9 protein-coding genes are annotated in these 9,611 nt (G+C 71.3%); 3 read left to right on the top strand and 6 right to left on the bottom strand.

The annotated features are described in order from the left end of the window. Positions 1 to 8 precede the first annotated feature (8 nt). Positions 9 to 356, bottom strand: coding sequence for a hypothetical protein (locus ACTWQJ_RS09675; protein WP_443306207.1), 348 nt, complete (start codon positions 354 to 356; stop codon positions 9 to 11). A 573-nt stretch (positions 357 to 929) separates the two neighbouring features. Here ACTWQJ_RS09675 and ACTWQJ_RS09680 point away from each other — a divergent pair. Together ACTWQJ_RS09680 and ACTWQJ_RS09685 are read left to right on the top strand one after the other, a co-directional pair. Further along, positions 930 to 2,300, top strand: coding sequence for an MFS transporter (locus tag ACTWQJ_RS09680; protein ID WP_443306208.1), 1,371 nt, complete (start codon positions 930 to 932; stop codon positions 2,298 to 2,300). 109 nt (positions 2,301 to 2,409) lie between these two features. Further along, entirely contained in the window at positions 2,410 to 2,811 is a 402-nt protein-coding gene (locus tag ACTWQJ_RS09685; protein WP_443306209.1) for a hypothetical protein, read from the top strand. 66 nt (positions 2,812 to 2,877) lie between these two features. Here the strand turns inward: ACTWQJ_RS09685 and ACTWQJ_RS09690 are convergent, their stop codons facing one another. From ACTWQJ_RS09690 to lnt, 4 genes are all read right to left on the bottom strand, one after another. Beyond that, the gene (locus ACTWQJ_RS09690; RefSeq protein WP_443306210.1) at positions 2,878 to 4,800 is read right to left on the bottom strand and encodes a helix-turn-helix domain-containing protein; all 1,923 of its coding nucleotides are present in this window, start codon (positions 4,798 to 4,800) and stop codon (positions 2,878 to 2,880) included. 76 nt (positions 4,801 to 4,876) lie between these two features. Beyond that, the gene (locus ACTWQJ_RS09695) at positions 4,877 to 5,677 is read right to left on the bottom strand and encodes a 3-hydroxybutyrate dehydrogenase (RefSeq protein ID WP_224739567.1); all 801 of its coding nucleotides are present in this window, start codon (positions 5,675 to 5,677) and stop codon (positions 4,877 to 4,879) included. A 54-nt stretch (positions 5,678 to 5,731) separates the two neighbouring features. Then, positions 5,732 to 6,211, bottom strand: coding sequence for an NUDIX hydrolase (locus ACTWQJ_RS09700; RefSeq protein WP_443306211.1), 480 nt, complete (start codon positions 6,209 to 6,211; stop codon positions 5,732 to 5,734). A gap of 56 nt (positions 6,212 to 6,267) precedes the next feature. Beyond that, positions 6,268 to 7,881, bottom strand: coding sequence for an apolipoprotein N-acyltransferase (lnt, locus tag ACTWQJ_RS09705; RefSeq protein WP_443306212.1), 1,614 nt, complete (start codon positions 7,879 to 7,881; stop codon positions 6,268 to 6,270). Positions 7,882 to 8,109: 228 nt separating this feature from the next. Between lnt and ACTWQJ_RS09710 the strand changes: the two genes are divergently transcribed. Further along, a complete protein-coding gene (locus tag ACTWQJ_RS09710) occupies positions 8,110 to 9,168 on the top strand; it encodes an O-antigen ligase family protein (protein ID WP_443306213.1) in 1,059 nt (352 codons plus the stop codon). A gap of 2 nt (positions 9,169 to 9,170) precedes the next feature. Here the strand turns inward: ACTWQJ_RS09710 and ACTWQJ_RS09715 are convergent. Continuing rightward, positions 9,171 to 9,611: hypothetical protein (locus tag ACTWQJ_RS09715; RefSeq protein WP_443306214.1), on the bottom strand; the 441-nt coding region annotated here is incomplete at its 5' end.

Below are 9,611 nucleotides of genomic sequence, written 5' to 3' on the forward strand. Positions count from 1 at the left end.
GAGCGCGGTCAAGCATCGATCGCTTTGCGCTTCTTCTGAGCGTCACCGTCCTGGGTGTCCAACCAGTCACTGAAGCGCTGATTGGCCTCGGTCCAGCCGGCCTCGGGACCCCGTTCGCCGCCCTCCGCATCCAGCATGAGGCCGATGAGCGTCGTCGCTGACAAGAGGGCCTCATACTGGAACGCCTCCCGCGGAGGAAAGTCAGCAGGAGGCTGGGACGGCACATAGCCGCGCACGCCAGAGTGAATCCCGTTCACGGCGAGCGTGGTGACCCGTAGCACCATCCCGCCGGGCTCAATCTGCTCCCGGAACATCAGACGCAGTTCATCCCTCCACAGCTGCAGCGGGTCCCGCAACTACCACCCCCTACTGAGCTGAAGCACGGACAGGCCCAGGCGCGCGTCCCCCGGCGTCAGACCATTTCGTCGTCTCGTAGTAGTGGCCCGCAGAAAGAGGACGGACGATCCGTCTCTCCACCAGCCACCCGACGAGTCGTCGAGCGGCGGCCCGATCGGCCGCTCCGCCGCCCTCCTGCCCCTGCAACACATCACTCACGAGACGCCACTTGTTCTGATCCAAGTAGACGGCCAGGCCGCGGACACCACCATCCACGATCGGCAGGCTCCCCCACTACCGGTTGGACACTGCCCGATCTGCAACACATGCCGAAGTTCAACGCAACGTAGTCAGCACCAACCAGCACGGGAGCCAGCACCACACCACCAAATCGTGCCTGAATAGACCAATTTAGACATCGCCGTTCGCGACCCCGTCGAGGCCTCTCAGAGGCTTCTGCACCGACTCCATGGTGGAAACGCGCACTCCAACACCCAAAACTATGGTGTCCCACCACATACGCCTCTGACCTGCACGTTCCTACGGTGTGCCAACACGTACCCGTCCCCACCGCACACGAGGAAGTGGCGCACATGGCCTCCGCAGCATCCGCTCCCCCAACGCCCGGCAATCTCAAGCGCATCGTCGCCGCCAGCCTCATCGGCACCACCATCGAGTGGTACGACTTCTTCCTGTACGGTGCCGCCGCCGCACTGGTCTTCAACACGCTGTTCTTCCCCGAGTCCGACCCCCTGGTCGGCACCCTGCTCTCGTTCCTCACCTATGCCGTCGGCTTCGCCGCCCGGCCCATCGGCGCTCTCGTCTTCGGGCACTACGGCGACCGGCTGGGACGCAAGAAGCTGCTGGTCCTGAGCCTGCTACTGATGGGCGGCGCCACGTTCGCCATCGGCCTGCTGCCCACCCACGACACCATCGGCACCGCCGCTCCGGTGCTGCTGACCGTGCTGCGGCTCGTCCAGGGCTTCGCCCTCGGCGGTGAGTGGGGCGGAGCCGTGCTGCTGGTCTCCGAGCACGGGGACGCGCGGCGGCGCGGGTTCTGGGCCTCATGGCCGCAGACCGGGGCGCCCGCGGGGCAGCTCCTCGCCACGGGTGTGCTGGCCGCGCTCACGGCGCTTCAGAGCGACGCCACGTTCGAGTCCTGGGGCTGGCGCGTGCCGTTCCTGCTCTCCGGCGTGCTGGTGATCGTCGGGATGTGGATCCGCCTGTCGGTCGACGAGTCGCCGGTGTTCAAGGCGGCACTGGCGCAGGCCGAGGCGCGCAAGGCCGAGGAGGCCGTCGAGAAGATGCCGCTGGTCGCCGTGTTGCGGCACCACTGGAAGGACGTGCTCATCGCGATGGGCGCGCGGATGGCCGAGAACATCTCGTACTACGTGATCACGGCCTTCATCCTGGTGTACGCCGTGGACCACACCGGTCTGGAGAAGCAGACCGCCCTGAACGCCGTCCTGATCGCCTCCGCGATCCACTTCGCGGTGATCCCGGGCTGGGGCGCGCTGTCCGACCGGTGGGGCCGACGACCGGTCTACCTGCTGGGCACCCTCGGCATGGGCGCCTGGGCGTTCCCCTTCTTCGCCCTCGTCGACACCGAGAGCTTCGGCCTCTTGATCGTCGCGGTGACCGTGGGCCTGGTCTTCCACGGGGCGATGTACGCGCCGCAGGCAGCGTTCTTCTCCGAGATGTTCGCGACGCGGATGCGCTACTCGGGCGCGTCGATCGGCGCGCAGTTCGCGTCCGTCGCGGCCGGCGCTCCGGCACCGCTCATCGCCACGGCGCTGCTGGTGGAGTCCGACGGCTCGACTCTGATCTCGCTGTACCTGCTGGCCGCGGTGGCCATCACGCTCGTCGCCCTGCTGGCGGCCCGCGAGACCCGCCACCGCGACCTGTCGCAGATCGGCGCCACGTCCTCCGAGCAGGACGCCCCGGACCCGGCCTCGGTCCGCTGAAGCCACGACTTTCGCCGTAACGAAATCCGCCTGCCTGTCCGCAGGCAGGCGGAGCCCGGCCCGCACCTCCTGTTGCGAAGCCGTAACTCCCATCGAGAAGAGGAATCGAATGTCACGACGCTGGTCCGTCCGCGCCGCAGCTGTGCTGGCCGCTCCTGCCATCGCGCTGGGGGTGTGCGCCTCCCCCGCGTTCGCCGCGGACACCTGGGTCAACCTGTACAAGAGCAGCACCAAGGTCGCCAGCATGCAGCACGTCGATGACGGCGACTACTTCCGCGTGTACGACAATTACGCCGACGGCCACGGCGTGCGCGGTTACCTGTATTCCTGGACGGGTTACGACTACACGCTGATCATGACCAAGTACAACGGCAGCGGAACCGGTACCTACGCTCAGATGCAGTACGACGTCTGGGGCACCAACTTCTACGCGATGCAGGTGTGTTCGGTGGACGGCTCGGAAGACACGTCGCCCGGCCCCTGCTCGGAGATGAAGTACTTCAGCGAGTAAGGCGACCCGACCTCTCAGCCCCCGGCCGGCATCTCGGTCGGGGGCTGACCCGTGTCCCTGAGACGCTCAGCGCGTCAGCCGGTGCAGCCGCAGTGCCATCTGGATCTCCAGGGCGCGGGCCGGGGTCTGCCAGTCATCGCCGAGGAGGCGGCCGACGCGTTCCAGGCGCTGGGCGACGGTGTTCACATGGACGTGCAGGTCGTCCTTCGTGCGGGCGGGGCTCATCCCGCTGGCGAAGTAGGCGTCGAGGGTGCGGACCAGGTCGGTGCCGCGTCGTTCGTCGTAGGCCACGACCTGGCCGATGGTGCGCTCGACGAAGCCGGTGATGTCCCGGTCGCCGGCCAGCAGCAGTCCGACGAAGCCGAAGTCCTCGGCGGCGGCGCCGTCTCCGCGACGGCCGAGCAGCCGTAGGACGTCGAGGCAGCGGCGGCCCTCCTCGTAGGCGGCGGCCACGGCGTCGGGGTAGGTGGCGAGGTCCTCCACCGGGGCGGAGGCGCCGACGGTGACGGGCTCGTGGACGGCGGTGCCCAGGTGGTGGGCGGTGCGGCGGGCGGTGTCGGTGGCGGTGTCGCCCTGTTCCAGGGGCAGCAGCAGGACGGTGCCGCCGTCCCGGGCGGCGGCCAGGCCATGCCGGGTCGCGGCGAGATGCGAGGCGGCGGACCACAGGCGCCGGCGGGCGGCGGCCTCCTGGTCGGCGTCGGTCGGGGGGCCGTCGAGGCGGGCGGCGAGCACGACATGAGTGGCGTCGAGGTCGGCGTCGAGCCGGGCGGCACGCTCGCGCAGCAGGCGCGGGTCGCGGTCACGGCCGTCCAGCAGATCGTCCAGCAGTTCGCCGCGGACCCGCTGTTCGGCCTCGGCGGCCGAGCGCCGGGCGAGCAGCAGCAGCGAGGTGACCATGGCGGCGCGCTCCAGGGTGCGCTGGTCGACGGGGTCGAGTCCGGGATGGCCGCGCAGGACGAGCGCGCCGAGCAGTTCGCCGCCCGCGGCGACGGCGGCGATCCAGTCGTCCTGGTGCCGTACGGCGTGCCCTTCGGCGCGAGAGGTCTCCAGCGCGCGGGCCGGGGCGCTCTCGGTGAACTCGACGGTGCCGTCGAGGACTTCGGACACGGCCACGGCCACGTCGTGCACTCCGCCGCCGCGCAGGACGAGTTCGGCGAGCCGGTCGTGGACGTCGGAGGCGCGCTCGATGACTCCGCTGCGGTCCCGGATGATCTCGTTGGCGCGCTCCAGATCGGAGAGGGCCGAGCGGGTCTCGGTGAGCAGGTTGGCGGTGTCGATGGCGGCGGCCGCCAGGGCGGCGAAGGAGCCCAGCAGTGCGATCTGCTCCCGCTCGAAGACCCGGGCCCGCCGGTCCGCCGCGAACAGCACACCGATGACGTGGTGCCCCAGCATCAGCGGCACCCCGCAGATCGCCACCAGGCCTTCGTCCCGGACCCCGGCGTCGATGGTGAGGGTGTGCCGGAACCGGTCGTCCTGGAAGTAGTCGTCGGTGACGTAAGGGCGCGCCGTCTGGGCGACGAGGCCGCCGAGCCCCTCCCCCATGCCAAGGCGCAGTTGCTGGAAGCGGGCGGCGACCGAGCCCTCGGTCACCCGCATATAGGTGTCGCCGCGCTTCGGGTCGTTCAGGCTGAGGTAGGCGACATCGGTGCCGAGCAGCGACCGGGCGCGCTGCACGATCGCCTGGAGTACGGCGTCCAGGTCCCGCAGGCCTGCCAGATCGTGGGCGGTCTCGAACAGCGCGGACAGCTCGGCCTCGCGTCGGCGCCGTCCCTCCAGCTCCGAGCGGACGCGCAGCGCGAGCAGCTTCGCCGCTTCCAGCGCGGCGATCCGCTCGGCGGGCTGTCCGTCGGCGCGGGCGAGCAGCACCGGCTGCTCGTAGGCGTCGGCCGAGGCGCCTCGGGCCAGCAGTTCGAGGAACTGCGCCTCGGCACCGCCGTCCGGCGGAAGGCCGGCGGAGCGCTCGGCGGAGTGCACGTGATCGCGGGACATGCTCACAGGATTCCTCATTGCCCGGGCGCCCCGTCAGCCCTGTGGAAAACTCCGGGCGCGCGGGGCGCCGGATCGTTCAGTGCGCGGTCCAGCCGCCGTCGAGGACGAGCGAGGTCCCGGTCATGAAGGACGCCTGCGGGCTGCACAGGTAGGCGACCGCCTCGGCGACCTCCTCCGGTTCGATGAGCCGTTTGAGTGCGCTGTCCTGCAGCAGCACCTCGGACAGGACCCGGTCCTCGGGCAGGCCGTGCGCCCGGCCCTGGTCCGCGAGCTGTTTCTCGACCAGTGGGGTGCGCACATAGGCGGGGTTCACACAGTTGGAGGTGACGCCGTGGGGTGCGCCTTCCAGGGCGGCGGTCTTGGACAGCCCCTCCAGGCCGTGCTTGGCGGCCACGTAGGCCGCCTTGTAGGCCGAGGCACGCAGTCCGTGGACGGAGGAGATGTTCACGATGCGGCCCCAGCCCTGCCCGTACATGTGGGGCAGGGCGCCGCGGATGAGCCGGAACGGCGCCTCGAGCATCACGGTGAGCACGGTGTGGAACACGTCGGGCGGGAACTCCTCGATGGGCCGGACCAGTTGCAGCCCGGCGTTGTTGACGAGGACGTCGGTGCCCGCGGCGGCCTGTTCGGCGGCGTCCAGGTCGGTGAGGTCGAGGACGTGCGGTTCGACGCTGCCCGGCAGGCCCGCCGCCTGCCCGGCGAGCGACTCCAGACCCGCGTCGTCCCGGTCGACCGCTCTGACCTTGGCCCCGGCGGCCGCGAGCCGCAGCACACAGGCGCGGCCGATGCCACCGGCGGCTCCGGTGACCAGGGCCGTGCGGCCGCCGAGATCGAGCGAGGGGGCGTGGGGTCCGGGGAGGCTGTTGGGCAGGCTCATGGCTCGACCCTAGGCAGTTCGCGCACCCCGCCCCATGTGGTCAAAGCCCATACTTCATTCGAAACTCGTGGAGTCGAACCATGTGGGTTGGTCCGACAGGGCCTGCTTGATCCTCAGCTGCCCGAACTCGTTGAGCTGCGGCAGGGCGTCGATGTCGAACCAGCCGACGTCCAGCGACTCGTCATCGTTGACCCGCGCTTCGCCGCCGACGGCACGGCAGCGGAACGTGATGTCCATGTACTGGCACATGTCGCCGTTGGTGTAGGTGACGGGCTTCAGCGCCTGCACCAGCACCACCCGCTCGGGCACGCAGTGCACGGCAGTCTCCTCGTGGACCTCCCGCACAGCGCAGGCCGCGGGCTGCTCCCCCGGATCCGGGATGCCGCCGATCAGCGACCACATGCCGGTGTCGGAGCGGCGGCCCAGCAGCACTCTGCCGTCGTCGTCGAAGACGACGGCGGTGACCCCGGGGAGCCACAACAGCTGATGCCCGGCGGAAGCCCGCAGACTGCGGATGAAGTCAGGAGTAGCCATGAGCCGACCCTAACGGGAAGATCCTCCGGCCCCGGGCCGCTTCCCGGGGCGTACGGCTACCCGTCACCCGCCCGCCGCCCACGCACACCGGCGGCGACGGCCCAGCCCAGGCCGCCCGCCGCGACGAGCACCAGGGCGGTCTCCGGCAGGATGCCGAGCCGGGTTGCGGGCGTCTGGGAGGAGCGCAGCGGAACCTCCTGGACCAGCGAGTCCGCGACGAACATCCCGGTCTTCTGCGTGATCGTCCCGTCCGGCAGGATGATCGCGCTGACGCCGCTGGTGACCGGCACCGTGACGGTGCGGCTGTGCTCGACGGCGCGGATGCGCGACATGGCGAGCTGCTGGTAGGTCATCTCACTGCGGTCGAAGGTGGCGTTGTTGCTCGGCACGGAGATCATCTGCGCGCCGTCGGTGACGGTGTCGCGCACGGCCCAGTCGAAGGCCGCCTCGTAGCAGGTGGCGAGGCCGACCCTGACACCGTCCAGCGTGAAGACGCCCGGCTCGCCGCCGCGGCTGAAGTCCTGGCGCACCATGCTGGTCCAGTTCTTGTTGATCGCGTCCAGCAGCGAGCGCAGCGGGAGATACTCCCCGAACGGCTGGATCTGCCGCTTGTCGTAGGTGTCGACCGGCCCCTTGTCCGGGTCCCACAGGATCTGCTCGTTGAGGAGCTTGCCGTCGCGCTCGACGACACCGCCGACCGAGATGGGCGCGCCGATCGCCTTGGCGGCGCTGTCGATGACGGCGTACGCGTCGGGGTTGGCGAAGGGGTCGATGTCGGAGGAGTTCTCCGGCCAGAGCACGAAGTCGGGCCGTGCCGCCTTGCCCGCCTCGACCTCGGCGGCCAGGCGTTCGGTCTCGCGGGCGTGATAGTCGAGCACCGCCCGCCGCTGGGAGTTGAAGTCGAGCCCCGCGCGGGGCACATTGCCCTGGATCACGGCGACGGTCGCGGTGCCGTCCTCGGCCTGGTCGCTGACCAGCGGCCGGGCGGCGAGCGCGCCCACCACCGGCACGGCCACGCCGAGCAGCGCGACGGCCGCGGCTCCCCGTCGTACGGCGCGCGTGCGCCTGCCCTCCGCCACCACGCGGACGACGTCGCACAGGCCGAAACCGCACAGGACGACCGCGAAGCCGAGTACCGGTGTGCCGCCGACCGCGGCGAGCGGCAGGAAGACGCCGTCCGCCTGCCCGAAGGCGATCTTGCCCCAGGGGAAGCCGTGGAACGGCACGCGCGCGCGTGCCGCCTCACCGGCGATCCACACCGCGGCTGCCCACACCGGCCAACCGGGCAGCCTCGACACCGCTGCGATGCCGACGCCGGCCAGGGCGACGAAGACTGCCTCGATCGCGGCCAGGGCGAGCCAGGGGCCCGGGCCGACCTCCACGCCGGTCCACACCAGCAGCGGCAGCAGGAAGCCGAGTCCGAAGAGGTAGCCGAGGCCGAGCGCCGCCTTCCAGTTCCGGCCGCGCAGCACCCAGCCGAAGACGGCGAAGGCCGGCAGGGCCAGCCACCACAGGATGCGCGGCGGGAAACTGACGTAGAGCAGCACTCCGGAGAGCGCTGCGGCGGCGGCCGGGACGAGGCGGCGCAGCAGGCGCGCGCCGCGCGGCTCGGGCGCGGTCCGCGGTTGTACGCCGTCCGACTCGTCCACGGAAGTTGCGGTGACGGTCACTCCGGGAGTGTACGGCGGCCGACTTCGAAGCCGACAACGCGGTGGCCAGGCCTAGGACGGCCTCCTCCTGCGCCGTTGCCGCATCGTTCCTGCACAACTCGGTACCAGTCATCCACAAACGCCCCATCAGCCGTTACCGTGTGCCCGGGCCCCGCGTCGAGACGGGACGGCTGGGGTCCGTCAGGTCGGGGGCGGCCGGGTTCGGGGGGACGTGTGGGGTCCACGGGGATGGCTTCTGTGGCCGGTCCGGATGCGGACGGCGGAAGACGGAACGTTTCTGACGCGGTGGGCGTGGTCGTGCTGGGGGCCTGCGCCGTCTGGTCGCTGATCACGGCAGCCGTGCACGACGGCCGCCCGGAAGGCGTGCTCCTTGCCGTACTGGCCGTCGCCGCAGGTTATGCCGCAGGACGCATCTGCGGGGCGCTCGCGCCGGTCGCCGCTCCCTGCGCCGGGGCACTGGCCGGACTCGGACTGACCCTCACCGTTCCGCATCTCGCCCCGGGGCCACAGCCCGGCGCGCCACTCGGCAACGCGGGCGCCACCGCCGCGCTGCTGGCCCTGTCCGCCGGCGCCGCCTGCTGCGCCGCCTGGTCCACCGCCGTACCGGCGATGCGGCTGGCCCTGCGGCTGCTGGCCGCCGGGATCACGCTGACCGCGGCCGCGCTCGGTTCGGTCACCGGCGTCGTGGCGTGTTCGGCGGTGTTGCTGTGCTCCCTCGCGGCGGGCCGGATGAACCACCGCGGCCTCGGCATCGCCGGCCTGGCCCTGGCGGCGGCGCTGGTGACCGCCGGGAGCTGGGCGGTCGCCGCAAACGTGCTCCCCGAAGGACTCGCCGCATCCGTGGAGGGCCCGCTGACCCGGCACCGGGTCGAGCTGTGGCGGGACGCGCTGGCCATGGCCCGTGAGGACGTCCTGGGGGTCGGCCCAGGGCGCTTCGGAGAACTCAGCCCCACCGTCGTCGGGTCACCGCTGTCCGACGGCAAACCGCATTCCGCGCTCCTGCAGCAGGCCGCCGAACAGGGAGTCGTCGGGGTGGTTCTGCTGGCGGCGGCGTTCTGCTGGGTGCTGTACACCCTGTGGCGCACCGCGCGGCCCACGCCGGTCGTCCTCACCGCCGGCGCGGCGCTGACGGCACTCGCGGCCATCGCCGCGGTCGGCAACGCGCTGAGCTTCACCGCGGTGTCGGCCGGGGCGGGACTGCTCGCGGGCCTGGCCACGGCACGCCCGCTGGCCGAGGAGTCGCCACGCCGGGAGAGCGTCGCGCAGGGGGACCGTCCGGCGCCGTGATCTCAGTGGGCGGTGCCGGGTGTGCCGGCCCGCAGGCGCGACTTGATGACCCGTACGGCCGCCTCCGCGTTGTCCACGGTGATCGTGAACGTGTGGCCGTCCCAGAGCCGCAGCACCACGCCCTCCCCGCACCGTACGACGACCGCCGTGCCCTTCTCGGGGCGCCAGCGATAGCCCCAGCCGCCCCACTGGCGGGGAGTGACGTGCGGGGCGAACTCGGCACCGACCACCTGTGACAGGGGGATGCGGCGGCGCGGCACGCCGATGTGGCCGCACCGCACTTCGAGGGACTCCTTGTCGACCTTCAGCGCGACGTGCACGAACGCGAGGGTGCCGAACAGCACCAGCAGTCCGGCCGCGATGCAGCCGACGACGGCCATGACGAGCGGGGAGATGCCGTCGGTCCACGAGGAGTCGACGGCGAGCTCGATCCCCAGTGCCAG

The organism is Streptomyces sp. KR55 (genome assembly GCF_052245645.1).
GTDB lineage: Bacteria > Actinomycetota > Actinomycetes > Streptomycetales > Streptomycetaceae > Streptomyces > Streptomyces flavusporus.

What these genes read in the sequence shown, in the direction of transcription:
- ACTWQJ_RS09680 (WP_443306208.1), top strand. Translation starts at nt 930, where the DNA reads ATGGCCTCCGCAGCATCCGCTCCCCCAACGCCCGGCAATCTCAAGCGC.
- ACTWQJ_RS09685 (WP_443306209.1), top strand. Translation starts at nt 2,410, where the DNA reads ATGTCACGACGCTGGTCCGTCCGCGCCGCAGCTGTGCTGGCCGCTCCT.
- ACTWQJ_RS09690 (WP_443306210.1), bottom strand. Translation starts at nt 4,800, where the DNA reads ATGTCCCGCGATCACGTGCACTCCGCCGAGCGCTCCGCCGGCCTTCCG.
- ACTWQJ_RS09695 (WP_224739567.1), bottom strand. Translation starts at nt 5,677, where the DNA reads ATGAGCCTGCCCAACAGCCTCCCCGGACCCCACGCCCCCTCGCTCGAT.
- ACTWQJ_RS09700 (WP_443306211.1), bottom strand. Translation starts at nt 6,211, where the DNA reads ATGGCTACTCCTGACTTCATCCGCAGTCTGCGGGCTTCCGCCGGGCAT.
- ACTWQJ_RS09710 (WP_443306213.1), top strand. Translation starts at nt 8,110, where the DNA reads ATGGCTTCTGTGGCCGGTCCGGATGCGGACGGCGGAAGACGGAACGTT.